Source organism: Spiroplasma phoeniceum P40 (genome assembly GCF_003339775.1).
GTDB classification, from domain to species: Bacteria; Bacillota_I; Bacilli_A; order Mycoplasmatales; family Mycoplasmataceae; genus Spiroplasma; species Spiroplasma phoeniceum.
The window spans coordinates 1,023,626-1,048,930 of record NZ_CP031088.1 but is presented as its reverse complement, the minus strand read 5'-3'; the positions used below and the strand labels follow the sequence as shown (position 1 = coordinate 1,048,930).

Here is a 25,305-nt window from a genome sequence, read left to right as displayed (position 1 = left end):
TTTATTAAAAGTGCCAGCAACAATCGTGATGCCGCAAACAGCACCAAAAGTTTTTGGTCATGCATTTAATGACCTTGATGTTATTAGTGGCCAAGGGACAATTGCAATTGAAATTTTAGAAGAATTACAAGATTTTGATTATGTTCTTGTTCCAATTGGCGGGGGGCATTTTGTCAGGGATTGCCACTTATATCAAAGCAGTTAATCCAAAGTGTAAATTAATTGGAGTACAAACCCAAAATGTTCCAAGTTATTATGAAGCACGAAAAATGAATAAACCATTTTCTGTTCAAGGTAAATTATTAAAGGTCAATTTAATAAAAAAGTAATGAATTCAAGAGATTTATTAATGTATAATATGTATCCTGCTCCTCCTGATAAAATAAATACTTATGCTTCACCAGAAGTAAGTTGATATGATATTCAGGGGATTCAACCAACAATTATTACTGGTTATAAAGATTGAAAAGAACATATTCAATCAATGTCTGATTTTTGAATTGAAAAAAATAATGAAGGTATGATAATGATAATAACAGATAAAACAACATCAACAGCTACTAATCCAACTGTTGGAACAACTATTAGTGAAGAGGGGGCAAATTCTAAACCTTATTGGTCTAAAAGTTGAAAAATAACACCACCAAATAAAGTAAAAGTAAATAGTGGAACTATTAATAATATTATTAGTACCCAAGCATCATCTTATTTTAGAAGAAAAGATGAATTTGGTAATACTATTGGTCAAGTTCAAATTGAATATAATAAAATGGGTTTATGTAATATTTGAGATATTTTAAATATGAATAATTTTATTAATCGCCAAATTACTACATTACCATTAAACTATACACAAAAATTAGTATTTAATCCTTTTACGATACCTGCTATTGGAAAGTTTTTAAATTTTGTTTCGTTTGGTATTCCATGGGACTGAATTGGTAATTTAACAATTACACAAGATGATAAATGACCTAATTTTCCATGACTTAATGGGTTTATGAGTGCTAATGTTTATAGTTTTTATAATGATGCCTTTTGAGGTGATAAGTCTGCTACTGCTGGTTATTTACCTTTTGAAATATTTAGAGAACAAGGTAATGATAAAATTGGTGCTTTAATTGGTGTTAATGCTACTAGTAATGTATTTATTAAAAACAGAAACTGATGATTTAACTATTGATGTTGCACCTATTGGTTCAAGTGTTCGTATTGCTAAATATTCAGAAATAGAACAATATGCAGAAATGTGAATATTACCTGCTCAATCTGATTATATGTGATATCAAAAAGTACAATTTTATCCAAGAAAAGCAAAAATAACTTATTATACTGCAAAAGATTTAGAAATTGGTATTTGACAAACTTATGGAGAATTAGAAAGTAAATTAAGACCAGTATCTATAATGGAATATGATACTGGAATAGATATATTGCCTATTGTTGAATTTACAAATTTACCTAAATTAGTTAATGGTACAAAAACAACCACAGATGCTGTGCCAGATTGTTTACCTGTATTTAATTTAATTAAAGATGTACAAGATAATATTTATTATAAAAGAATTGAAAGAATTATAAATCGTACTCATTTTGTAGGACAAAAAAATAGTTCTCCACTTGGTAATAATGGTAATGGTGATGAAGAATTATTACAGGCAGATGCTTTAATTACTAGTACAGTTCAACAACATGCTATGACTGGTACTACTGGTGTTGGTTTAATTCATGCTCAACAAAATTATACTGAAATAACTATTGATAGTGATTATTCTATGAAAATGATATTTAATGGTGCAGGTTATGAATATGATAATTTTTCAGGTAATAATTATACAAATAAAACAGAGTTATTAATGAATAATAAATTAGATATTTATACTACTTTACAAAAAAGATCTTTACGATTTCCTAAATTATATCGCTTATTTGATTATATATTTAAGCATTATAAAAAATGAGATAGTTTAGATGATAACAGTCAGAATAATGATAATTTTAGACCTTATACCTTAGAATTTATAGATATATCAATAGTTAATGAAATTACTCAATCTGAGGTAATTGATAGACAAATAAATAATGGAACTATTACTCATGTTAGAGTAATTCATAAACAAGAAAAAGTAACAAATAAAAAAGCACGAATGATGTATGAAGAAATTAAAAAAGAACAAAAAGAACAATTAGATCAAGAAATGAGTTATATTGATGATAATCAAACAAGAGAAGAAGATATTAAAGGAGATATACAATAATGCAAGTACCTAATATTAATAGTATTTTTAAAAACTTAAATGAAAGAATAATGGATAATAGTGTTAGATCTGATTTAACTAAATTAGATATTGATATTAAAAGTAATTATTTCTTTTTTCCATTTATTATTAAAACTGGTTTAGTAAATATTACTGATAAAGGTTTTCAACCTAAGTAATGGAGTACCACAAAACTTTACACAAATGTCACAAATATTTAATGGGAAAGAAGGAATTATTGCACAATGAAAAAATGCTATTAAAATTAGATCTCGTGCTATACCTGATATTTGAAATTATGATTTTTTCCAAAATAATAAAGATTGATTTACTTATTCTATTAATGAATTTAAAAATAGTTTAACGGATAAAGTTAGTTATTTATTATTACTAGTACCGAAAAAACTTATTTATGAGATGCAACAAAACAAGTTTTTATTAATAAAGATAATCCTGATAATAATTATCCAGTTAATGATATTTGAGAAAAAATTAATAATGAAAATGGTTTTAATGTTTATGTTATGAATTTACAAAAAATTGATAAAGCATTAGATAATTTTGCTATTATTGTTAATATTAATGATACTGTTGAATTTTCTAAATTAGGTGGTGAAGAATATTTTGGTGAATATAATGTTTGATATCTTGATCGTACAATTACGATTGAAACTACTTATAATTTTCAAAGAGAAGATTTTTTAAGATTTTATTTAGTTCCTTTACAATCTGATAAAGAAGATGTTGATGATAATTTATTAATGTTTATTTCAAATGCTCAACCAAAATATAATGATTTAAATGAATTAGTATATTGAGTTATTACTTTTAGTTATGTTAAAGATTATATTAATACTACTGGACAAACTATTCAGCAATTCGTACAATTTTCAGCACCAGGTGAGGGTTATGTAATACCTAAAATAATATGAGATAATTTAGGTATTCCAAAAGATTATGAAATTAATGAGAAATTTACTGGTGATAATGGTATTAAAAGTATTCAATTAACATTATTAGGTAATAATGGTTTTACTGCACCAATTATTTTTGGTCGCCCTATTGAAAATTTAGGGAAATGAAATGAAAAAGTATATCCTCAAAGAAGATTATTTATTGATGATTTAAAAATCCAGTTGCTGATAGTTTAACAAAATCATCAAAACCATTAACTACTTATTTATTAACAAATGGTATACCGGCTATTAATGGTCAATATGATAATTGATTAAAAAGAAAACAAGGTCAATCTAACCAAGAAATTAAAAAGAATTATGAGGTTTATTTGAATACAGATAGAAAATTAACCCAAGCAACTAACCCAAATAATTTAACAATTAAAGATGTTGCTTTAAATTATAAAGATAATGGTGTTATTAATCGTGATTATGATGTTAGAGCAAATGGTTATTTTAAATATAATTTTGATATTGGACATAATAAAATTAATCCAAGTAAAAATCGTGGGCAATTAAAAGATATGTTAAATTTATTTAGTATTATGGTTAATCATATTATTAGTTTACCAATAGATGTAACAGAAAGTATTGCATGAACTCAGAGAGATATTCCGATTGTTGGTAAATTCTTAAATGCAATAAGTTTAGGAATTCCGATTTATTGAAAAGAAATAAATAAAAATACTAATAATTTATATCCAAATATTAATAATGGTATTCCTTTATTTATTGGAAAAGCAAATTATACTTTTTATGATGAAAGTTATTGACCTATTGTTGGAAGTGGTGGTACACAAGCAAAAAATCAAGGTAATATCCCCTTAGATGCATTTAGATATAATACTCAAGATGAGGTAAATGATATTATTGGTGCTAGTGCAAGTAATACAAGTTGAGCATTTACATTAACAGATAAAATAATAGCATCATGTTGATCTAAAAAAACTAAAAAAGAATATGGAAAATATTATAAAATTAGTAGTGTTATGATCCCCCAAGCATTTAATAGTGAAGATAGTGTTTATTTAATTAATGAAGAAAGTGTATCATTACCTACAATGGAAAGTAATAATCTATTAACTGATATTGTTGGAAGTGGGCGATATATTATTGATGCAGTTGGGTTTTATAATTTAGGGAAAACTGCCTGTCGTATTTATATGTTTTATGATGATATTGATATATATGACCCATATTCAATTATGAGTTATTTTGTTAGTTTACAAACTACAAGTTTATATAATAATTCAGTTCGAGATTGATTAACTCTTTATTCACTTAGTTATTTAGACCAATATATTGATGATGATATGGTACATGAATGACCTGTTAAATTACCAGACCCACCACCAAGTATTAATTTCTATCCAGTACAAATTAATTTTAGTAAAGCAGATAGTAAATTAGATGTTTCCGCTCAAGACAATGGTCAAGGTGGCACAAAAGACCAAAAAAATTATTTACAAGATATAATGTTATTTGATTTTGGAATTTTTGGAGCAACTGAATGAAAACAAGTTCAAAATAATTACGATAGTTTTACATTTGAAAATGATGGAAATATAACCTTTGAAGCAAATAGTATTGATCCAGAATTTAATTGAACAAAAAGATTAGAAACAAAAACTAATATTAAAATTGAAAATATTAATGAAAGTGGATATACTTTCTTTAATAATTTAGAAGAATATCAATATCCATTTAGACAATATGATGATGGTTATCATTTTAAAACACAAATTATATTTTACAATGAGGGTGTTAAATTAAAAATGAAAGTTAATTATGAATTATTTATAAAAGGAAAATTAGCATTTCCAGCCAATAGAAAATTAAGTGCTCACTTTTTAATAAAAACCACTTCCTCTGCTAATATTAATTTAAAACAAAAATAGGTTTTTATCCCTATTTTTATAATTTTAAACAATAATATTACCATTTTCATCTATTTTTGGTATTTCATTATTTGTAGGTTCATTTTGACCTAATCATTGATAAACATTTTTAAAATATTTACCGTTATCTTGTCCTCATGTATGAGGGAATTTTTTATCATCTTTTTTAATAAAAATAACTAAACCTGAATAATTTTTGCTTCCTTTGGCTAAATCAATTTCATAATTATTTGAATTATATATACTTTTTGTTTTATTGTTATTTTGGAATTTAATAATATTTCAATCAGTGTTATCTCCTTTTACAATAACAAAATATCATTTATTATCATCATTATGAAATGGTTTATTTGAAGAACAAATTACTTTTAAATTACCAATAATTTTATTTTAACATTTTGGATCTTCACCACAACAACTACTTTATTATCAGTATTTGTATCTAATTGTGCTTTAATTGTATTTTTAACTAACTTTTCATCAACAATTAAATATTTAATTAATTGCTTTAATTCATATTGATTAGCATTTTCTAAAAATTCATCATCAATACCTAATATTTCAATATCTTTTATTAATAATTTTTCTTTTATTAAATTAATACCAACTTTTTTTAATTGTTTTGGTTCTAATGATTTATCAATTTTAGCTACTTTTTCCATAACACGAACTTGTTCATCTTGTATTTGATCTATATCTAATCCCATCTCAGGTGTTAAATTATTTGCTTTTTCAATTAATTATTGTTTTTTTAATTCTTGTTCTTTTAAAAACTCTTGTTGTTTTTGTTTACGAACTTGTGTCAAATTATTATTAATTTCAACTCTGTATAATTCCTATAATTAGTAATTATTTTACCAATTCTATTATGTTCATCTAATAATTTTTGAACAGGTTCTAATCATTCTTTAAAAACAAAATTATTTTTAGTAATAGCACTTGGAATATCTTTTAAATGCACATCTTGATAACCATTTAATGCATAATGATTAATATGTCTAAAAATATACTCAGTTAATTCTTGTTTATTTTCTTCTTTAAATTTTTGAACATTATATGATAAAATACTTTCATTTTTAAAATCATCTCCTTTTAAAGGAAATTGAAATGTAATATTATTTACTCTATTTTTTACAATATCACTCATTATTTCACATCGTTACTAGGTAATTTGTCATAATATAATTGTTGTTGTTTTAACTCAGCAAGTTCTTTTTTAAGTGCTTCATTTTCTTTTTCTAACTTTTCATATTTAATTCATTCTGTTATATTCATTATTCATTATCCTCAATAACAATTAATTGGTCTAATTGTTTTTTAGTGATTTCAATATTTTTTAAATCAGCACCTCGTAAATCAGCATCTTGTAAATCTAAAAATTTTCTGCTTAAATAATTATTTATTTTATTTTGTTCAACAGTAACTCCTGTTAAATCTTTAATTAAATCTTGTAATGTTTTCATTTTATAATTCCTCCAAATTCTTTTTTGCAATTAAAGTATCAATATAGTCATAAGCACTTTCTTCTGAATGACATTCTTCTAATGCTTCATTAAATAAATCTTCTTCTGTGTAAACTTTGCCATTTTCATCTTTTCACATATATTATTCACATCCTTTTCATTTAATATTTTCATTTTCTAAATCAATAATGGTTGTTTTAAAAGAAGAGTTTTCTCCCGCTGTAATTTTTACTTCTTCTAATGTATAAAATGATTTAGTTAAAATATCATTTGAAAAATCACTTTTCATAATTAATAAGTATTTTTTAGTCATAATTTAATCCTACTTAATCATTTTTACTCGTAATAAATTATTTAATTTACTTGTATTTTTAAAATTAAAATATAATTCTGATAATGTAAATATTTCAATAGAATTATCTTTTCAATAACATTTATATTTTTTATCTTTACATTTTTTTCAATTAATACCAATAAATGTTAATCAAGCATTTTTATAATTAATTTCATTTTTTAACATTTTATATTTCCCCTATTTTTTTTATTTATAATTAAATTTTCTAATTGATAAGTTTGTAATCAATGTTCTTCACATAATATAATTTCTTTTTTATAACCTAAATTTCACTCTAATTTATCACCAATTTTTTCAATATAATTATTTCCAAAATAAGCATTTTTATTATTACAATTAATTCTTTGACATTTCATAGATTTTTTAATCCTAATTCTTTTTACCTAATGCTCAATGTTCATCAGTAATTTCATTGTGTTTAATAATATATTGCTTTTGTTTATTACATTTAAAACAATAACCTCAATATCTTTTTTAAGACAATATTTCTTTTTCATATTTACCTTCTAATTAAAAATCTGCAACTATATTTTTAAATTAGACACCAGACATATATATGTCTTCCTTCATCCGCACCATTTCAGGTCAAAGCGTTCAGTTTTTAAAATAAATTCACTCGCACCTTGAAGGACCTAATGCTAATCGCAAATTTAATTATTTAAGTCACTATCTCAATTTTTATTGTCGTTCGATATTAGCCTTGGACTTATCACGACTATCGCAATTTATTGCGTCTATTATTTCCGGACTGATTACCGCTGGGCTAGGCCGCCTATGTGGAAAAAAACACTTAGTTATTTTAAATAAATGTCCCACTCTGCTATTAAGTTGTTTTTCAAAAGTTGTTTTTCAAATAAAAAACAACTCTAACAAGAGTTGCTTTTTACGGGTTCATCGTACAGGATGCCTTTTTTATAAAATTATTTGTACGGAAGACTTGTTTTTTAACGATATTAACCCAGATTTCTTAGTTTGGTCATTTATTAAAGAAAAACTAAAAAAGGAAGAAATTAAATTTTATGATAATGTTCACTTAACCCTTACAACTAATGTGAATAATAAATTCTTTGATATTACGAGTCTCTTATATGAAAGTGGCTCTGTGTTGGTTTGAGCGGGAGAGGGGTATCCTGAGAAAAAATTGACAGTAGAAAACTTTTTAAAATTTTATAAAAAAATATGTCAACACATGGTGATTATTATTATATAAGGAGAATTCTATACAATTTTATTCTAAACCAAAGTAGAATTGAAAATTTACCATTTCCAAAACCAAATAGTGCAATATTTTTTAAAACAAAAATTAGGGTTTTAGTTAGGAAAGAGAAAGTTGATTTAGATTTACAGGAATTTGCGGAAATAGTAATAGATTTTTTGACATTATTATAAATTAGAAACATGGAAGAATAATTATCGTTTGGTTTTTAAGATGCGGCAAAATGAGTTTTATGCATTAGTTAAAAGTGCTAGTGTTTGAGAACAAAAAGAAGAAACAAAGGATTTTACGCCAATTTTTAGACCCATTTTTAATTTTTTTAAAGAAAAATATAAATGAGATTTAAATTCTAAGTTCAAGATATACCTAAATAACCACCGGAATCAAAAATATAAAATTAATTTAATCAAAAAGCAAGGTTTTTTGCTGTAGAAGTATTTAGACCATGACTAAAAACATTTTTTCCCTTTTATGAGATAAATTTTTATAGTTTCTTTATTAGACCTAGCACTAAACAAGTTATTAATGATAGTGACTTTGTATTTTTACAGATGCTAGAATTTAAGGTTGGTTAATTTATATAAAAATAAATGTAAAAAAGATAATTACTGAAGAAATTAATAATATTCCAGCAATGATTAATAATATTTTTCGTGTTTTTTTAATTATTGCTTCTTCGTCAGTTAAAGTGGATTGGTAACGGCGACGATGATCATTAAAGTAAACTGCGGTTTGCTTATTTTTATATAAGCCTAAAATTAATCAGATTAATAAAATTAAAACAAAGAAGCTAACAACAATTCATTCTGTTTTTTTGATATCTTTAAAGGCAAAAATTCCTAATAAAAAACTAATTCCAAGTAAAAATGTACTAGTTAAAATAGAAATTAAATAATGGTATCAAGTAATTTTTTTTAGTTTTTGATAAGTTTCTAATTTTATTGTTTGATTATGGTATGTTTCTTCAACAATTTCTTTAACTTCTTTTTCATGAATTTCTTTTTCTTCACGTTTTAATTGATGTAATTCTTTAAAAATATTTTTCTTTTTTGCCATTATTTCCCTCACATTAATATTTTTTTAAATTTATTATTAAATTATATTGTATTTTTACAAAAAGTAAAATATAATTACATAATATAAAATTATATTTTGTATCAAGTACATTATTTTGAATAAGTTATTTTAAGTACATTATTTTATTAAAATTTGATAAAAGGGACATTTTATTTTTCGTTAGAACTAGGGAGGGAAAAAATATATGAAAAATATTAAAAAAGAGAAAGATATTTCTAAAACCAATTTTGATATTAGTAAAGAATATGATAATAAGTTTGTTAATGTTGATTTAGATTATCAACAAGCAAATAAACGAACATCACTTTTTACTGAAATGAAATATAAAATGGCAATTTTTAATCATCACCGTCGGGATTTTTTTGATCGTTTTCCATTAATAGGTTATTCATTAAAAAGAATCTTTTTTGCAATTATTACTTTATTACTAGCAATTTGTGTAATTTTTATTTTATTGCGATTAGTAACTCCCGATGATATTTATATTAAAGACATTGATATTGATAAATTAAATATTTTACCAGGTACACCAGAATATAATGCTTTATTGGAGCAAAGAATGAAAATTTTTGGAGTATATGGCTCAATTTGAAGTCAATTAGGAACATATTTACGAAATATTATGCCTTTTATTAAAAAAACAATAATTATTAATAGTGCTTTTGATACAATAACTGGTGAATTAGTTGGTGAAAAAGTTACAACATGATTTTACTTAGGAGTTGTTTTTTCAACAGCAGTAGCACAACCAGGAGAATTAGTGTCAGATATCTTTGCACGAGCAATTCCGTATTCATTTGGTTTTGGGTCAGTTGCAGTGTTATTAGCTTATTTAATTGGTGCGTCATTAGGAATCAATGCGGCAAAAAATAAAGAACGTGGTGTTGATAATACCATTAATGCTGGGTCAATTATTTTTTTAGCAATTCCACCGGTTGTTTTAGTCGTAGGGATTTATTTAATTTCAATTAATGTTTTTTATGCTCATGGTTTATTTAGTTCGGGAACTTTTGATACTAAATTTTGACCAGTATTTGCAATTTTTTTAATGATAACACCACCAATTGTTATTAATACAAGACGATATGTTATTGATGAAATGACTGCTGATTATACTAAGTTTGCCCTATCAAAAGGAATGACTAATCGTTATATTTTCTATATTCATATTTTCCGTAATGCGGGGATTCGAATTTTTCGTTTATTACCAGCAGCTTTTGTAACAACAATTTTTGGAGCAAGTATCTTTGCTGAACAAAATTGAGCAATTCCGGGGATGAGTAAATTTATTGTCTCGGGTGTTGGAAACAAGGATTCCTTTGTTGTCATGGGATATATTCTATTAACAGCAACGGCTGGAATTGTTACTAGTTTAATAGCCGATATTATGATGGCGATATTAGATCCACGAGTAAAATTAACAAAATAAAGAGAGGAGAAAAGATGATGCGAAGAGTTACAGAAGAAGAGTTACTTGATTTTCAAAGTTATGATATTAATAATTTAGATCCAAGTTTATTTGAAATTGTTGGTCCTCAACTAGAAGAGAATGAACGAATTTCAACGAAATCATATCGTTATTGAAAAGTAGTTGGTCAAATTTTAATTACTAAAAAAACTTTTATTGTTTGTTTATTATTATTACTTGCAATTATCTTATTAACATCGATTGTCCCAATTGGTAAAGTTGCGAACCCATTACCTGCTGATTTACCAATTCCTAATTATCAACAACCTTTAGCTCCAAATGCAACTTATTTATTTGGGGTGGGGATGAATGGTGAGAATTATTGAGATAAAATTTGAATTGGAATGCGAACAACCTTATTATTTACATTAATAATTGCCTTAATTCAAATTTTAATTGGTGTTATTGTTGGTTCAATTTGAGGATTTTATAAAAAATTTGATATTTTATTTATTGAAATTACACGATTTTTAAATTTAGTACCAACACTAATTTTATGATTAATTATTATTTTTGCTTTAGGTAAAACAATGCCCGTGATTATTTTTGCCGTATCACTTACTAGTTGAATTACTTTGGCAGAGGTTATCCGAGTCCAAATTATTTTAGTCCGAAATACCGAATATAATCTTGCTTCAAAAATGTTAGGAACATCTGGGCCAAAAATTGTGACAAAAAATATTATGCCACGAATTTTACCATTAATTATTCAAACAGCATCCTTTGCTGTACCAATGGCTATTGCAATTGATTCAACATTAAATTACTTTAACTTTGGTTTTGTCCAAGGACGTGAAAATACAACATTAGGATTTATTTTAAATGAAGTATTAGCATCTAGTAAGTGACAAGATTATCCACATTTATTAATTATTCCTATTTGTTTTATTGCTGGAACATCGGTTTTATTTTTCTTATTCGGAAAAGTATTTGCTGACTCATTAGACCCCAAAAACCATTATAAATAAAAATAAAGTATTAAAAGGAGATATTGCTTTATGGAAAAAGAAATTGTTATTTCAATTAAAAAATTAATAATAAAATTTAAAACTCGTGCCAATGTTTTAACTGCTATTCGAAATATTTCTTTTGATATTTATGATGGTGAAACATTAGCAATTGTTGGTGAGTCGGGGAGTGGTAAGTCAGTTATGACGAAAACATTTACTAATATGTTAGAAAGTAATGGCTGAATTAGTAATGGTTCAATTGTTTATTCGCCTTCAAAAAATATTTTAGCGGATGATTTAGCGTATTTTCGAAAACCAGTTCATTTAGTTGATTTCCATAAAATTTTATTAGATAATAACTTACAAAAAAATATTATTAAGTATAATAAAAAACAAATTATTAGAACAACACAAAAAATAAAAATGATTAATAATTTGGAATTAACTAATTTGCAAACAGCAATTATTGATTTACAAAATAAAATTGAAGTGTTAAAAAAACAAATTAGTTTTAGTTATTCAAACCTAATTAATAATAAAATAGTAAAACTTAATGCACAATTAAAGGAATATAAAAATCAACAAGAGATGTTGTTAAATCCTGAATTAAAACAAAAAAAGATTGAATTTTTACAAAATCGAATTGTTGGTTATAAGAATGAAATTGACAAAATTAAAAAATTAACTTGAAGTGAAAAACGATTATTAGGGAAAAATATTCAGTTTTTAAAAAATTATTTTGAGCAAAAAATTATTCCTTTGCCAACAGAATTTAGTAAAATTCAAACTTATTTTAGTAAAAAAACTTATACCGATGGGATTCGCTATCGGATTAACAAATTAAATCAGTTAATGGCGAGTGGAAAACCATTGGATGCTGATAATTTTGCTAATGTATATGAAGAATGAAATTTAATTAAAAATTTTGAATTTATCAATAAATTAAAAGCGGCAAAACAAATTAGTAAATTACGTGGTCCAACAATAGCAACAATTTTCCAAGATCCAATGACATCGTTAAATCCATTATTATCAGTTGGCTTTCAAATTTCAGAAGTATTACGAAAACATAGTAAAATGTCACGAGCAATGGCAAAAAAAACAGCAATTGAATTACTAGAAAAAGTTGGAATTCCAAAGGCTAAAAAGCGTTATCATGATATCCCAGGAATGTATTCGGGTGGAATGCGCCAACGGGTAGTTATTGCAATTGCTTTAGCTTGTCAACCAAAAGTTTTAATTTGTGATGAACCAACGACAGCCTTAGATGTTACAATTCAAGCACAAATTCTGGATTTAATTAAATCATTACAAAAAGAATATAAATTTACTGTTATTTTTATTACCCATGATTTAGGCGTTGTTGCAAATATTGCTGATCGGGTTGCTGTAATGTATGCTGGTCAGATTATTGAGTATGGAACAGTGAATGATATCTTTTTTGATCCAAAACACCCTTATACTTGAGCGTTATTATCTTCTTTACCACAATTTGGTCAAAAAGGGGAAGACCTTTATTCAATTTCTGGTTCACCACCATCATTATATGCAAAAGTATATGGAGATCCATTTGCTCCTCGTAATCAACATGCGATGAAAATTGATTATTTATTAGAACCACCAATGTTTAAAGTAAGTGAAACACATTATGCAAAAACATGACTATTAGATCCACGAGCTGCAAAAGTAACAAAACCAAAGCAATTACAACAGTTAGAACAAATTAAAAATGATACAAAGGTAGGTGATTAAGATGAACAAAAACGAACAAGAACAGTTTATTATGGTTCGCGATTTGTTAATTCAATTTCGCCAACAAAATAAAAAAATAAATGCAGTTAAAAGGGCAAGTTTTGATATTTACCGTGGAGAAATTTTTAGTATTGTTGGTGAGTCGGGAAGTGGTAAAACAACGATTGGCCGTGCCATTGCTGGTGTGCAACCAATTAAAGATGGAACCATTTATATGGATAAGCATTTGATTCGGGGAAAACCACCACAATTATATAAAATTAATTTAGATATTAATGAAAAATTGCGATTATTACGAAATAATAATATGTTATTAAATAAAAATTTAAGTAACTATATTAATAATTTAAAAATTAGTTATTATCGTTATTTTGAAAATAAAAAATATGTTGTTAATACGAAAGAATTAATACCCTATACAAATAAGCAATATTTAATAACAACTGACCTTGAATTAAAGAAAGTTGATTTACTAAATTTTAATCATAGTAACAATCATTTTACATTAGTAAAAGAAATGTATGAACATAATTTAATTTTATTAAAAGATATGTTAAAAGCTTATCAACGAATTTTTAGTTTTATGGATAATTTGCATAAATCAATTCCATCATTATCTCTTGCCCTAGAAGAAGAAATCAAAGGTCGTGTCAGCGGAAATATTGAAATTATTGAAGGAAATATTTTATTAGGGAATCAAATTTATAAAGTTCTTTTAAAATTAGAAGAAAATCGTAATGCTCTAAAAGAAAACCTTGTATTAGAACAAGCACAAAAATATTATGATGCTTCTTTTGAACAATTAGCAAATTTATTATCAATTCATACTAAATTGTTAAATGAAATTCATTTTTTACATAAAAATCAACGGGCAGTTTTTATTCTTTTTGTTCCGAAGGGAAAACGAAAAAAATATATTTTAAGTTATAATAAAAGTTTTAATGTTTTTAAAAATGATTTTGAAAAGGCATATTTACAGGAATTACAAAAATTGGAATTAGAATCGCAAACAAATCCACAAGCAATTATTGCCTTACATCAAGCATATCAAACCAGTGCTTTAATGATAAAAATTGCAACAACAGATATGGCAAAGACATTAAATGAATTAGCAACCACGTCTAATTTGAAAACAAGTTTAGCAGCATTACCAAATAATGAATGAAAAGAAGGATTAATGATTTTGATTAAGAAAAGTGCAACATTAGAACAGCAACAAATGATGCTTGCTGATTTATCATATTTAGCACGACATGGGGTTTTTCGTGATCAAACAACAATTAAATTATATTATCAATGAGTAGGTAAGAAGTATAAAACTTCAGAATCGGACATTATTGCTTCTAATCGTTTATTAGATTTATTAGATTTACCATTAATTGATGAAATTGTTAAAAATGCGGAATTGTTTAAATTACCCACAAGGCGAGAAAATCGTTTACAAAAGAAAAAAATTCAAATGATTTTTCAAGATCCATCTTCGTCATTAAACGATCGAATTTCAGTTGAAGAAATTATTGGAGAAGGGTTAACAAATTTTCCTGAATTATATCAAAATGATACTGCTCGCCAGTTATATTTAACTTATTATAATAATAATTTAGGAAAAAATGAAAAACCATTAAAGTTAGAGCAAATTAAAGATCGTGATGTTAAACATTTCTTAATTTTAAACATTTTAAAAGAGGTTGGATTATTACCAGAACATTTATCACGTTATTCACATGAATTTTCAGGAGGACAACGACAACGAATTGGTATTGCTCGGGCATTAATTATGAAACCACAATTTATTATTGCTGATGAACCAATTTCAGCATTAGATGTTTCAATTAGAGCCCAAGTTTTAAACTTATTAAAAAAATTTCAACAACAATATAATTTAACTTATATTTTTGTTGCCCATGATTTATCGGTTGTTCGGTTTATTGCTGACCGAATTGCTGTTATTTATCATGGTCAACTTGTTGAATTAGCAAAGGCTGAAGAGTTATTTACTAATCCATTACATCCATATACGCGTGCATTATTATCAGCAATTCCGTTACCTAATCCAAATTATGAAAAAGAAAAAGTTCATTTTATCTATGAACCAGAAAAAGAACATTGAGATTACTTATTTGATTTACCAGAGTTTACTGAAATTAAAACGGGGCACTATTTATTTGGGAATTCACGTGAAATTGCTGCAGCAAAAGCTAAACTTGCTATGGCAGTTGGCAGAAAGGAGGGGTAACGATGTTTAAAAAGAAATTGGCATTTTTTGCTAGTTTTACGGCAATAACAACAGTAACACCATTAGTTGTTTCATGTGGAATTAGTTTAGATTTGTTAGCAAATCGTTTAATTACCGATAATGTTTTTCGTTCTATTTTTAAATACCCCTTAACATCATGGTCAAGTGCATCAACAATGTTAGTTGATGATAATAAAATTTTAGCTGATGTTCTTGGAACATTAGTAGCAACTGATAAATATAATCGTAGTTTCGGTGATCTTGCTGAGCAAAAAGATAAAACATCAAAATATGTTGGAATTCCTAATGCTGATCAAAGTGAATGAAAATATAAAATTTCACCACAAGCAAAATGATTTGATTATCAAGGTAATTTTCAACGGCAAGTTAAAGCTAGTGATATGATTAATACTGCTAAGTTTGCTTTATTTCCAAAGAATTTATCGGCAACATCAGGATTATGACGAACTTTTATTAGTGGGGCACAAGAAATTTGAGAGTATTTTCAGGCAGGTAATTATAAACCAGATTATTATTATAATGATCCAAATTGAAAAAAATTAGGAATGACAATTAATGAGGCTGATGATGAAATTACCATTAAATTAACAAAGTCAGCAGAATATTTTGATACTTTAATGACTTATTTAGCTTTTGCACCATTACCAGAAAAGGCGTTACGACAAGGTTATAATTATGGGACCAATTATAAAAATATTTGATATTCAGGAGCATATTTAGTTGAAAAATATAGTTCAACTTCACAAATTTTATTGCGAAAAAACCCTGCTTATCTACATGCCAAATTAACATACATTGATAAATTAAATTATACTTATTTAGCAAATAATGATGTTTCGCGTGAACGTGTTTTATTTGAATCAGGTGATGTTAATGATTTTATAGTTGAACCAACAGATAGTAATGGTTGAAAGAAATATGTTGGTTCTAATCCTGCTAATCCAATTTTTAGTGGCTCATCAAGTATTATTAATCCTGATCCAACAACATTTACAATTATTCATAATTATGCGAATAGTGATATTTTAAATTCAAACCCAGTTCGTGCTAAGCAAGCATTAAATTCAAGTAAGGCGTTACAATATGATAAAGTTCGAAAATATTTAGCAACCCAACTAGACCGTAGTAAATTTGTTAAATATTATTCCGAAGCCCTAGATGATTCACAAACTTCCAAGTTTTTACGAAATGTTTATACTGCACGTTATTTTGTTTATAATGGGGATGTTGATTATGCATCATATGTTGAAGAAGCATATGCAAACCATTTTTTAGATGGTAATGCAATGGCTGCCAGCCAACTATTAAAAGATGGTAGTGATGCTTTATATCATAACAAAGATTTATTAAAAAATGATGATAATATTTTAAATGATATTCGCACTTGATTACAAACAAATATTGGTGCTTCACAAGTTGAATTTCGCTTTTTAATGAATGGAGCATACACATTAACAATTAATAAATTTTTATTGAATATGATTGACTCATTTAACGCTGAAAATGATGTAATTAAAATTATTCCAGATATTACTGTTGATGCTACAGAATATGAAACCCGTCGTAAAAAAGCCGATTGAGATATGCGAGCAGGAGGATGATCACCAGATTATGCTGATCCATATACTTACTTACATACCTTTTCCTTAGGTGGTGATTTACAATATTATTTTGGAACTTCACGGATTTTTAGTGACCTAAAATTAACGAATAACCTTGCACCAGACTATGAAACAGTTAAGGATCAATTGAATAATCCATATTGAAATCTTTTAAAAAATACAACATCAATTGAAAATTTTTATAATGTTTTTAAAAATTATACTAACCAAGTTGCGGCAAGTGATGAAATTACTGATCCCGTTCGCTTAGCTGATCGTTATCGAGGTTTTGCCGAAGTTGAATTTAATTCTATTTATACTAATTTTATGTTTATTCCAGTTTATGTTCCAAATGGATCATATCAAATTCGAATTTCATATGTAACACCACGAACACAAGTTACAATTGGGTATGGTAGTTCAAAATATAAACATTGAGGAATGGTTTTAAATCCGTACTTACTAACGACACAAGAACGACAAATTATTGAAAAACGTTATCAACAACAATTAGCAATTATTCAAACTGATTATGTGGCTTTTAGGGAGGATTATTAATATGAAAAAGTTGTTAACATCTTTTACGGCTTTAATGGTTATTAGTATTCCTGCGACTGTTGTCAGTTGTGTTAGAATGGAAACGCGTGATCGTAGTAAAATTTCGTTATCTTTATTTAAAAGTGAATTAGCTTTAATTCCTGTTTTTGAAACACAACAACCAACCACAAAAGTAACTGAAACGATATTTCAAAATGCAGTTTATGATGCATTAGAAACAAACGAATATCATGGTGAAATTCCAAATGCGGAATTAAAATTTATTTATTATGACAAGGATGGCATTTCAAAATCGTGAACTGATTTACCTTGACAACCACTAGCAAGTGGCGGTGCAAAGACAGCATTATTATGAGTACAAATTATTGCTAATAAGAATAGTATCCATTTTGCAGATAAAACTAATATTATTTCGATAACATTATATCAAACCCAACCACTTGCATTAGATACCATTACATTTAATTATGAAGCGAAAGTGTTAAAAGTCTTACCAGTTGAGAATATGATGGTTTATTTTGCTATCTTAAATCCAAAATTTTATTTCTCACCCCGTCATTTTGCAATTACTAAAAAAAATGATTATGTTATTATTAAGACGTTATCAACCTCAAATCGATATCGTGGTGAAAATCGTATTAATATTTAGGTTACCTTACAATTTTATAAAATTAAAATATTTGGAGAAAATTTGTTTAAAAGAAATTTTCTCCTTTTTATTGATTTTAATAACTATCTGTTTAAAATTACGATATAATTAAACTACGAACAATAGAAAAGGAAGAAGAAGATGATTAGTGTAAACGATTTCCGCCCAGGATTAACGTTTCAATATGAGGGTAATATTTACGTAGTAATTGAAGCACAACATTCAAAATCTGGTCGTGGGCAAGCACATGTTAAAACAAAAGTTAAAAATTTGCGTAGCAATGCAACAACAAATATTACTTTCACTGGTGGTGATAAAGTTGAAAAAGCAATGATTGATAAGGTTGAAATGCAATATTTATATGATGATGGTACGAATGTCATTTTTATGGATAAGCAAACTTATGAGCAATTAGAAATTCCCTCAACTAATTTAGTTTGAGAAAAAAACTTTTTAAAAGAAGGAGTAATGGCTTCTGTTACCAAATATGATGGTGAAGTATTGGAAATTATTTTACCAGATAAGGTCGATCTAACAGTTACTGAGGCAGAAGCAGCAGTAAAAGGTGATACTAGTTCTGGTGCAATGAAAAAAGCAGTGATAGAAACTGGCTGAGAATTACAGGTTCCGTTGTTTATTAAAGAAGGAGAAGTTATTACTGTTTCAACTAGTGATGGAAAATATTCCGGACGAGCTTAATTTTAACAATTTATAAAAGGAGAGATTGAAGATGAATAATAATTTTAATGAATTAACAATTGAAAATAATCATCGTGGGACAATTGTTGTTAGTTTATTAACAATTAAAAAGATTATTTTATATGCAATCCGTGATATGACTCACCAATATTTTGCAGATAAAGTTGAATGTCACATGATTGATAATTCATTATTGCACATTTATATTAGTGGAAAAGTAATGGCAAAAGAAAACCTAAATGATTTAACAGTTGAAATTAATGAAGCAATTATGAAAGAATTAAGTTATTCGTTACAAATTAAACCAAAAAATATTAGTATCACTTATCATCATTAATAATTTAATAGCGAAGTAACTATAGAAAAAAATATTATGAATTTGGTAATACCTTGCAAAGTTATTACCAAATTTTTATTTATTCTGGTTGCTTTCAATGATAGTATTATTTTATATTAAAAATTTATCAATTATTAATTTAGCAACATAACAAAATTATCACAATTTCAGAAAGGAAATACAAAATGAAAAAATTACTAAGTTTATTATGTGTATTAACTATCAGTGAAAATACAATGCAAACTGTTATTGCTGCTAGTAGTTATGAAAAAAATGATATAGAAAATTGCAAAAGAAAGAAAAGAGAAAGTAATGATAAATTTTTACCAAAATTAATAAAAAATAATAAATTTATATTATACCACACACATTTTAAAGATTACAAGAAAAAAAAAAAAAAATAATAAAAATATTTATTTATAATAAAAAAATATCATAAAATAAATAAATAAAAAATATAAAATTAAACACACTAAAAAATAATTTATTAAATTTTAATTAATAAATACATATTTTATTATTTTAATAACATATTTTATGAGTTAATTTACATATTATTAATTAATTAATTAATTAATTAAAATATAATAAACTTATTTAGTTTAAACACAAAAACTTAATAATTTAAAATTATTTAATTAAACTTAAACTATTCAAAAAATTAAATGGTGTCTGAAAATTTAAAGACTTATGTACTCTTTCAAAATTATAAAAATAATAATAATCATTTAATTTATTCTGTAAACTAACTACATTTAATATTTTTTCTTCAAATACAAATAATAATACAAATAATTTAGTATAATTTTGATGAAATCTTTCAATCTTACCGTTTGACTGTGGAGAGCGAACTGGTGTTGTTTGATGCAAAATATTTTTATCTGTTAAAAATTGAGTAAAATTAGTCTTTTTAACACTAATTTTTTGATTATTACGATAATTATTAATAAATTCAGAACCGTTATCAGTTCTAATCCGTGTTATTATAATACCAAATGTATTTTTAAAATCACTAATTGCTTTTTTAAAAGCATCAATAGCATTATCAGTACTTAATTTATCATAAACATATCCTAATGCTAATCTTGTTTTTTCATCAATAAAATCATAAACATAATACTTTTTATCAACTGGAAATTTACTTGGTACAAAATATTTAGCGTCCATCTGTAACAAACCTATTTCTTTAACTTCATATCTTGAATGTTGTTTTTTAATTTCTTTAATTTTATTTTTTATTTTTAATCATCTTTCATCTTTTTTAAGTCAACGAAAAAATGTTTTTAAATTTTTTGGTGCTTTATTTTTTAATTCTTCTCCATGAATTCTTTTTTTTAAATTATAAAACAAAGATAAAACACCACCAGCATGTTTATTACAATATTCAAAATATAAATCACAAATAATTTTGCGAATATCATCACTATATTGATAATTAATATTATTAGGAATTGTCGACTTTAATAATAATTCAGCAAAATCATTATTTTTATATGCAATTAAAATTTTATTCGCTCAATAATAAAAAGTTGAAAACTTATTTTTAAAATATTTTTTAATTAAATCTTTCAACAAAAAATTACCATTATAATAATCATTACACAAATTAATATATGAAAATATTTTTTGTTTTATTCTTTTATAATATTTATTTTTATAATTTTTACTTAAAAAATATTTTAATTTTGCTTGTAAATCAAACAAATTAAAATTATTAATAATATATTTCATTAATTTACACCTACCATCAAAAATATATAAAATTAATATTTAATACGAATAATTGATATATAATTGATATGTGATAAAATCAATTATATATAAAACAATAAAAAGGAACAATCTATATGAAAAGAATACTTAGCATAATAGGAGCAATCGGATTAACCGCAACAAGCACAACAACACTAATGAGTTGCAAAAAAGAAAATAAAAAAGATACTAAACCTATTGCACCAACAACAAAAGCACAACAACCACCAGAAGATAGTAATTGAAAATTAATTAATTTTAATAATAGAAAAAATGAATTTTTAAAACCAAATAATAAATGATATTTTTATGTTCGTCAATTTGGTAGTGAATATATATATGAAAAATTTTATTTTGATGATAATTTTATAAAAAATAAAAATACACACTGACAACATTTAAAAAATGGAACAGATTTTATATGAAAAAATAATTCTGTTTATTGTTTTAATGGAAGCAGTGAACCACAAATACCTACTATCGACAAAAACACTGGTGAAATTACTGATTGAAAAGGTTAAAAAGGAACTGTTATTCAGTTCCTTTTTTATATTAATCGCACAAATTTCATAAAAATAATTAATAAAAAGATATTTGTTATTGTATTATACAATGCTGGATTAAATTTTCATACTTCAAATATTTGACTAAAAAAACTATATACTGTTTCAAAAACCTTACCAACACCACTCGCTAATTCATTAACTTGTTTAACACCAAAAATAGTGTTGACAATTCAAATTACCGCATTTTTAATATGAGCACCAAAATCTCATCAACCTTCTGGCGTTACATATTGCACTTGTCATCATTGTTTATCGGGGAACAAACCACCATTATTAATCTCTTGTCAGTTATAAATTCCAAAATTAAAATCATAATATCGGTACATATCATTTTCTTTTTGTGCTTGCAATTCAAAAACATTATAACCGATTTTTTGTTCTTCAATTTTTTTATAATTTAAACCATATTTATCTTTTAAAGCATCTTCAAAAACATAACCCGAATTTGAATTAATATCATAATTATTAGCAACCGAAAAATCATAATTAAAAACACTACCATAATTATTAATCGTATAAAACCGATTTTTAAATGCTGAATATAATTTAATATCTAATTGCTTATATTTATCAGAAAAATAAAAATATCGTGGATAAATTTTAAAACCATTATTTATTAATAAACCATATTTTTTATTATAACCTTGAACATAAGTATTATTTTCTAAATCAAAAATCGTACGTAAATAATTAGTATAAAATTTCTGTGAAATCTTAAACATACTATTTAATAATTTATCAAATTGTAATTTATCGTTAATATTTTTACTCAACAAAATATTATTAAAATTTTGTAATTTCAAAGCAAAAAAGTTAACTAAAACAGTATCATACTGTAAATTATCAATATATCCATTTTCAATAAACGAACTACGATTTTGAAACACTGGCACCAATGCACTTGCAAAAAACGACTGTAAAAACTTAGATAAATCAAACTGACCGCTAAACTGTTGATAATACTTTAAATCTTTACTATTTAATGATGAATAAACTGAACCATTAAAATTAAAAACTTCACCCATTCCCGTTCGCATAAAATTAAAATTAAAGTTTAAATCATCATTATTAATATTATTTAATTCCAAACTACCCGAAATAATTAAATTTGCTTCATCAACAGTCAAAATCATTCGATAAATTGCTTTTTTAACATTTTTAACATCCAATTCGTCAACCGTTTCAAAATCAAAAATTATCCGCTTTGCACAAACCTTATTCGGATTTTCATAATCCGCACTACCACCTTGCTGAATTCTAATGTTTTCCCGCAAAACAGCAGTTAAAGATAAAGAAATAAATTCTTTTACGCGATTTTGTTGATAACTATTTCAATCAGTAATTTCACCAGTGTTTTTGTCGATAATAGGTATTTGTGGTTCACTGCTTCCATTAAAACAATAAACAGAATTATTTTTTCATATAAAATCTGTTCCATTTTTTAAATGTTGTCAGTGTGTATTTTTATTTTTTATAAAATTATCATCAAAATAAAATTTTTCATATATATATATATATATATATATATATATATATATTCACTACCAAATTGACGAACATAAAAATATCATTTATTATTTAACTCTTGGATAATGATTTTCTTTATAGCGGTCAACATTGTCGACAATTTTTTTTTCGATACATGAAACATTTTATATTTTACGGCAAAAGCATAAATAAAATCAGTTAAATCATTCAAAAAATTCTCCCTTTTAACATCATAAAATTTTTCAACCATATATCGACTTTTTAAACTATGTCATTGTCGATAATAATTCAAAAATATTTCATCAGGTTCATCATAAACAACTCCGGTTGAATAACTATCTTGTAAAAAATCCAAATACCATTTATCATTAAACAATAAATTTTTTGATGTTTTTAAAGTTGGATTAATAAAATAATTTGTTTCCGACCAATTTTCAAAAAAACTACTGCGTAAAAAACATTGTATTAATAAAATCAGTTTCATTAATACCTTTACCAGTAATATTCTCTTGTTTAAGCATATAATGCTCCCCATTTAAGGGTCTAAACGCCGTTAAAGTAATAAATGGAATAACCAAACCCAAAAAACTTAAAATAAATATGGCAAATAAAGATAACGATTTTTTCATAAACTCAACTCCTAACTATACAATGTTTTTGAAACAATAAACCCAACAATATATAAACTCGATATTGTTAACATTAACGGATGACTAAACAAAACTGCCATTCTGCCAAATAATCAAAACAACCAAGCATCAGAATTATATAAATCCATAATAATATTTTTTGCTGATGTAAATTGATTAACAATAGCAGTAATAAAACCAGTTCCAAATATCGCAATCGCCGCCACCAATAAAACTAATTTAATCATTACTTATGCACTCTCCTATATCCTTGTTCTCTTGTTTTTGCTTGTTTTGCTAAACTTGATAATTGTTTTTTATTACGATTAATTTTAAAATGTTTACGCTCTTTAATATGTTTTTGCATACCTTGTTTAGTATCAGAAACACCGCGAACTGTTGACGAATATACTTGTGAAACACCATTATTAACTGTTGAAAATAAATTATTATATTGTGTTGATGTGCCGTGAATTGCATAAATCGATAACTTAATAACCATAAAAAAGATTAAAAAATAAGCAATTGACGTATTTGTCATCGGTAATTTTGTATTTCAAATTACATCAAAAATAAACAAAAATATATCAAAAACAAAACTAAAAATCTTGTCTCAATTACTATTATTATTTTCAACTAATAAATTAATCATCTTTACTATTTCCTTTCTCTTTTTTAGGTTTTAAATTCTTTTTCAAAATATCAATATCAAATAACTCCAATCGTTCTTTAACTCTTAATTTTGTGATTTCTGACCAATAATATTCTTTTTTTATTAACAATTTCATCATTCTTTAAATCACGCACAAACTTTAACCATTGACTATCATACTTATTAGCGAATTCAAGGGGAATAATTATTTTAAAAAACCGAATTCCTAACCCAACATCCGACTTATGTTTTACTCTTTTACCTTCTGCTGTTCGTTCTACTGATTTTGTTTTTCAAATTTCATAATCCGTTATATCTTGAAAAATTCCCATTCGCATAATAAAGAAACGATTAAAAAAATTAAATCCTTTTTTAGCAACGGGTTTTTTCAATAAAATTGGAATAATAATTCCACTTGCTAACTGGCGAATATTATTTCAAATCATACCCTCACGCTGATATCGTAAAGATTAAATTAAAAAACCACCGCTACCAAAACTAGGATCTATTATTAAGTCTTCATCATTTGGATCTAATATTTCAACCATCATTTTTACTACATTTCTTGGTGTAAAAAATTGTCCTTGACCACCTTTTAAAGCATGCCCTATAAAAATTTCAAATGCATCATCAATGATATCCCTTTCTGCTTCAATTAGGCATCAATGCAATTGATATGATTGCAACAAAAATTAAGGCTTTATTACTTGATAAAAAATAAAAA

32 protein-coding genes and 2 pseudogenes are annotated in these 25,305 nt (G+C 25.4%); 19 read left to right on the top strand and 15 right to left on the bottom strand.

Annotation, left to right across the window (positions count from 1 at the left end; all coding sequences use genetic code 4):
- The first annotated feature begins 10 nt into the window (after nt 1-10).
- The 8 genes from SDAV_RS06565 to SDAV_RS06530 are packed head-to-tail and all read left to right on the top strand — an operon-like array spanning nt 11 to nt 5,112.
- Nucleotides 11-205, top strand: coding sequence for a pyridoxal-phosphate dependent enzyme (locus SDAV_RS06565; RefSeq protein WP_114564972.1), 195 nt, complete (start codon nt 11-13; stop codon nt 203-205).
- Nucleotides 171-329 carry a hypothetical protein gene (locus SDAV_RS06560; protein WP_186823336.1) on the top strand — a complete coding sequence of 53 codons (159 nt, stop codon included), beginning with the start codon at nt 171-173 and terminating at the stop codon, nt 327-329. The genes SDAV_RS06565 and SDAV_RS06560 overlap by 35 nt, the downstream gene beginning before the upstream one ends.
- Before the next feature lie 20 nt (nt 330-349).
- On the top strand, nt 350-1,219 hold the full coding sequence (locus tag SDAV_RS06555; protein ID WP_151202511.1) for a hypothetical protein: 870 nt from the start codon (nt 350-352) through the stop codon (nt 1,217-1,219).
- A complete protein-coding gene (locus SDAV_RS06550; RefSeq protein ID WP_186823335.1) occupies nt 1,125-2,258 on the top strand; it encodes a hypothetical protein in 1,134 nt (377 codons plus the stop codon). The genes SDAV_RS06555 and SDAV_RS06550 overlap by 95 nt, the downstream gene beginning before the upstream one ends.
- Nucleotides 2,258-2,437, top strand: coding sequence for a hypothetical protein (locus SDAV_RS06545; protein WP_114564968.1), 180 nt, complete (start codon nt 2,258-2,260; stop codon nt 2,435-2,437). The genes SDAV_RS06550 and SDAV_RS06545 overlap by 1 nt, the downstream gene beginning before the upstream one ends.
- A gap of 25 nt (nt 2,438-2,462) precedes the next feature.
- Nucleotides 2,463-2,813, top strand: a complete 351-nt coding sequence (locus tag SDAV_RS06540; RefSeq protein WP_114564967.1) for a hypothetical protein — start codon at nt 2,463-2,465, stop codon at nt 2,811-2,813.
- Complete coding sequence (locus SDAV_RS06535) at nt 2,783-3,409, top strand: hypothetical protein (protein ID WP_114564966.1); 627 nt, start codon at nt 2,783-2,785, stop codon at nt 3,407-3,409. The genes SDAV_RS06540 and SDAV_RS06535 overlap by 31 nt, the downstream gene beginning before the upstream one ends.
- On the top strand, nt 3,337-5,112 hold the full coding sequence (locus SDAV_RS06530; RefSeq protein WP_114564965.1) for a hypothetical protein: 1,776 nt from the start codon (nt 3,337-3,339) through the stop codon (nt 5,110-5,112). Before SDAV_RS06535 ends, SDAV_RS06530 begins: the two co-directional genes overlap by 73 nt.
- Nucleotides 5,113-5,480: 368 nt before the next feature.
- Here SDAV_RS06530 and SDAV_RS06525 read toward each other — a convergent pair whose 3' ends face one another.
- From SDAV_RS06525 to SDAV_RS06505, 8 genes are read right to left on the bottom strand one after another with little or no spacing between them, the layout of a single operon-like run.
- Nucleotides 5,481-5,819 carry a hypothetical protein gene (locus SDAV_RS06525; protein ID WP_114564964.1) on the bottom strand — a complete coding sequence of 113 codons (339 nt, stop codon included), beginning with the start codon at nt 5,817-5,819 and terminating at the stop codon, nt 5,481-5,483.
- Nucleotides 5,820-5,878: 59 nt separating this feature from the next.
- On the bottom strand, nt 5,879-6,259 hold the full coding sequence (locus tag SDAV_RS06520) for a hypothetical protein (RefSeq protein WP_114564963.1): 381 nt from the start codon (nt 6,257-6,259) through the stop codon (nt 5,879-5,881).
- Nucleotides 6,259-6,387: a hypothetical protein gene (locus SDAV_RS14075; RefSeq protein ID WP_281268777.1), complete on the bottom strand. Its 129-nt coding sequence runs from the start codon at nt 6,385-6,387 to the stop codon at nt 6,259-6,261. The genes SDAV_RS06520 and SDAV_RS14075 overlap by 1 nt, the downstream gene beginning before the upstream one ends.
- On the bottom strand, nt 6,387-6,575 hold the full coding sequence (locus SDAV_RS06515; protein ID WP_114564962.1) for a hypothetical protein: 189 nt from the start codon (nt 6,573-6,575) through the stop codon (nt 6,387-6,389). The genes SDAV_RS14075 and SDAV_RS06515 overlap by 1 nt, the downstream gene beginning before the upstream one ends.
- 1 nt (nt 6,576) lies before the next feature.
- Nucleotides 6,577-6,714 (bottom strand): hypothetical protein, encoded by a 138-nt coding sequence (locus SDAV_RS12050; RefSeq protein ID WP_186823334.1) that lies wholly within the window; start codon nt 6,712-6,714, stop codon nt 6,577-6,579.
- A gap of 3 nt (nt 6,715-6,717) precedes the next feature.
- Complete coding sequence (locus SDAV_RS12045) at nt 6,718-6,888, bottom strand: hypothetical protein (protein ID WP_186823333.1); 171 nt, start codon at nt 6,886-6,888, stop codon at nt 6,718-6,720.
- A 9-nt stretch (nt 6,889-6,897) separates the two neighbouring features.
- A complete protein-coding gene (locus SDAV_RS06510; protein ID WP_114564961.1) occupies nt 6,898-7,095 on the bottom strand; it encodes a hypothetical protein in 198 nt (65 codons plus the stop codon).
- Entirely contained in the window at nt 7,089-7,286 is a 198-nt protein-coding gene (locus tag SDAV_RS06505; RefSeq protein WP_114564960.1) for a hypothetical protein, read from the bottom strand. Before SDAV_RS06505 ends, SDAV_RS06510 begins: the two co-directional genes overlap by 7 nt.
- Nucleotides 7,287-8,359: 1,073 nt before the next feature.
- Here SDAV_RS06505 and SDAV_RS06490 point away from each other — a divergent pair.
- On the top strand, nt 8,360-8,578 hold the full coding sequence (locus tag SDAV_RS06490) for a hypothetical protein (RefSeq protein WP_151202510.1): 219 nt from the start codon (nt 8,360-8,362) through the stop codon (nt 8,576-8,578).
- A 144-nt stretch (nt 8,579-8,722) separates the two neighbouring features.
- On the opposite strand, the gene SDAV_RS06485 is transcribed toward SDAV_RS06490, so the two are convergent.
- Nucleotides 8,723-9,202, bottom strand: coding sequence for a hypothetical protein (locus tag SDAV_RS06485; protein ID WP_114564956.1), 480 nt, complete (start codon nt 9,200-9,202; stop codon nt 8,723-8,725).
- A gap of 205 nt (nt 9,203-9,407) precedes the next feature.
- Between SDAV_RS06485 and oppB the strand changes: the two genes are divergently transcribed.
- From oppB to SDAV_RS06440, 9 genes are all read left to right on the top strand, one after another.
- Nucleotides 9,408-10,652, top strand: a complete 1,245-nt coding sequence (gene oppB, locus SDAV_RS06480; protein WP_114564955.1) for an oligopeptide ABC transporter permease OppB — start codon at nt 9,408-9,410, stop codon at nt 10,650-10,652.
- Nucleotides 10,653-10,666: 14 nt separating this feature from the next.
- Nucleotides 10,667-11,659, top strand: a complete 993-nt coding sequence (oppC, locus tag SDAV_RS06475; RefSeq protein ID WP_245938313.1) for an oligopeptide ABC transporter permease OppC — start codon at nt 10,667-10,669, stop codon at nt 11,657-11,659.
- A gap of 30 nt (nt 11,660-11,689) precedes the next feature.
- A complete protein-coding gene (gene oppD / locus SDAV_RS14070; protein ID WP_114564953.1) occupies nt 11,690-13,393 on the top strand; it encodes an oligopeptide ABC transporter ATP-binding protein OppD in 1,704 nt (567 codons plus the stop codon).
- A gap of 1 nt (nt 13,394) precedes the next feature.
- Nucleotides 13,395-15,629, top strand: coding sequence for an oligopeptide ABC transporter ATP-binding protein OppF (gene oppF / locus SDAV_RS14065; protein ID WP_114564952.1), 2,235 nt, complete (start codon nt 13,395-13,397; stop codon nt 15,627-15,629).
- A 2-nt stretch (nt 15,630-15,631) separates the two neighbouring features.
- Complete coding sequence (locus SDAV_RS06460; RefSeq protein WP_114564951.1) at nt 15,632-17,809, top strand: ABC transporter substrate-binding protein; 2,178 nt, start codon at nt 15,632-15,634, stop codon at nt 17,807-17,809.
- A 1-nt stretch (nt 17,810) separates the two neighbouring features.
- The gene (locus tag SDAV_RS06455) at nt 17,811-18,458 is read left to right on the top strand and encodes a hypothetical protein (RefSeq protein ID WP_114564950.1); all 648 of its coding nucleotides are present in this window, start codon (nt 17,811-17,813) and stop codon (nt 18,456-18,458) included.
- 141 nt (nt 18,459-18,599) lie between these two features.
- Nucleotides 18,600-19,157: an elongation factor P gene (gene efp, locus SDAV_RS06450; protein ID WP_114564949.1), complete on the top strand. Its 558-nt coding sequence runs from the start codon at nt 18,600-18,602 to the stop codon at nt 19,155-19,157.
- 31 nt (nt 19,158-19,188) lie between these two features.
- Nucleotides 19,189-19,494: an MMB_0454 family protein gene (locus SDAV_RS06445; RefSeq protein ID WP_114564948.1), complete on the top strand. Its 306-nt coding sequence runs from the start codon at nt 19,189-19,191 to the stop codon at nt 19,492-19,494.
- A gap of 185 nt (nt 19,495-19,679) precedes the next feature.
- Nucleotides 19,680-19,898 carry a hypothetical protein gene (locus SDAV_RS06440; RefSeq protein ID WP_114564947.1) on the top strand — a complete coding sequence of 73 codons (219 nt, stop codon included), beginning with the start codon at nt 19,680-19,682 and terminating at the stop codon, nt 19,896-19,898.
- Nucleotides 19,899-20,124: 226 nt separating this feature from the next.
- Here SDAV_RS06440 and SDAV_RS06435 read toward each other — a convergent pair whose 3' ends face one another.
- Nucleotides 20,125-21,225, bottom strand: coding sequence for a DDE-type integrase/transposase/recombinase (locus tag SDAV_RS06435; RefSeq protein ID WP_114564946.1), 1,101 nt, complete (start codon nt 21,223-21,225; stop codon nt 20,125-20,127).
- 116 nt (nt 21,226-21,341) lie between these two features.
- Between SDAV_RS06435 and SDAV_RS06430 the strand changes: the two genes are divergently transcribed.
- Nucleotides 21,342-21,767 carry a lipoprotein gene (locus SDAV_RS06430; protein ID WP_114564945.1) on the top strand — a complete coding sequence of 142 codons (426 nt, stop codon included), beginning with the start codon at nt 21,342-21,344 and terminating at the stop codon, nt 21,765-21,767.
- A 26-nt stretch (nt 21,768-21,793) separates the two neighbouring features.
- On the opposite strand, the pseudogene SDAV_RS13310 reads toward SDAV_RS06430, so the two are convergent.
- The 5 genes and pseudogenes from SDAV_RS13310 to SDAV_RS14655 form a co-directional block, all read right to left on the bottom strand.
- Nucleotides 21,794-23,929 (bottom strand): annotated as a pseudogene (locus SDAV_RS13310) (spiroplasma phage ORF1-like family protein).
- An 11-nt stretch (nt 23,930-23,940) separates the two neighbouring features.
- The gene (locus SDAV_RS06420; RefSeq protein WP_114564944.1) at nt 23,941-24,177 is read right to left on the bottom strand and encodes a hypothetical protein; all 237 of its coding nucleotides are present in this window, start codon (nt 24,175-24,177) and stop codon (nt 23,941-23,943) included.
- Nucleotides 24,177-24,581: a hypothetical protein gene (locus SDAV_RS06415; RefSeq protein ID WP_114564943.1), complete on the bottom strand. Its 405-nt coding sequence runs from the start codon at nt 24,579-24,581 to the stop codon at nt 24,177-24,179. Before SDAV_RS06415 ends, SDAV_RS06420 begins: the two co-directional genes overlap by 1 nt.
- Nucleotides 24,574-25,039 (bottom strand): annotated as a pseudogene (locus tag SDAV_RS14435) (hypothetical protein); the annotation flags it as partial. The gene SDAV_RS06415 and the pseudogene SDAV_RS14435, both read right to left, overlap by 8 nt.
- Before the next feature lie 12 nt (nt 25,040-25,051).
- Nucleotides 25,052-25,252 (bottom strand): N-6 DNA methylase, encoded by a 201-nt coding sequence (locus SDAV_RS14655; RefSeq protein WP_222611532.1) that lies wholly within the window; start codon nt 25,250-25,252, stop codon nt 25,052-25,054.
- Between the last annotated feature and the right edge of the window lie 53 nt (nt 25,253-25,305).